Below are 282 nucleotides of genomic sequence, written 5' to 3'. Positions count from 1 at the left end.
AGCGGAAGAGCGGGGCGACCGGCCCGAAGGTTTCCTCGCGTGCAACCGCCATCGCCTGGGTGACGTCGGCCAGAACCGTCGCCTCATAGAAGGTGCCACCGAGCGTGTGGCGCTTGCCACCCTGGATTACCCGCGCACCCTTCGACGTCGCATCGGCGATATGCTCCTCGACCTTTTCCAGCGCCGCCTTGTCGATCAGCGGGCCAAGGATCACGCCTTCGTCGAGACCGTTGCCGATCTTCAGCTTGGCGACCGCCTTGGCGAGCTTGTCGGAGAAGGCAT

Annotated in this window: 1 protein-coding gene; it reads right to left on the bottom strand. The window is 64.9% G+C overall.

Annotated elements, in window-relative coordinates:
- The coding region (locus IB272_RS35760; RefSeq protein WP_192445904.1) for an aldehyde dehydrogenase family protein at positions 1–282 on the bottom strand (282 nt) is incomplete at both ends.

This window comes from Ensifer sp. ENS08 (assembly GCF_014852195.1).
GTDB lineage: Bacteria > Pseudomonadota > Alphaproteobacteria > Rhizobiales > Rhizobiaceae > Ensifer > Ensifer adhaerens.
The sequence above is the reverse complement of the archived record's forward strand: the minus strand, read 5'-3'. Positions and strand labels throughout refer to the sequence as shown.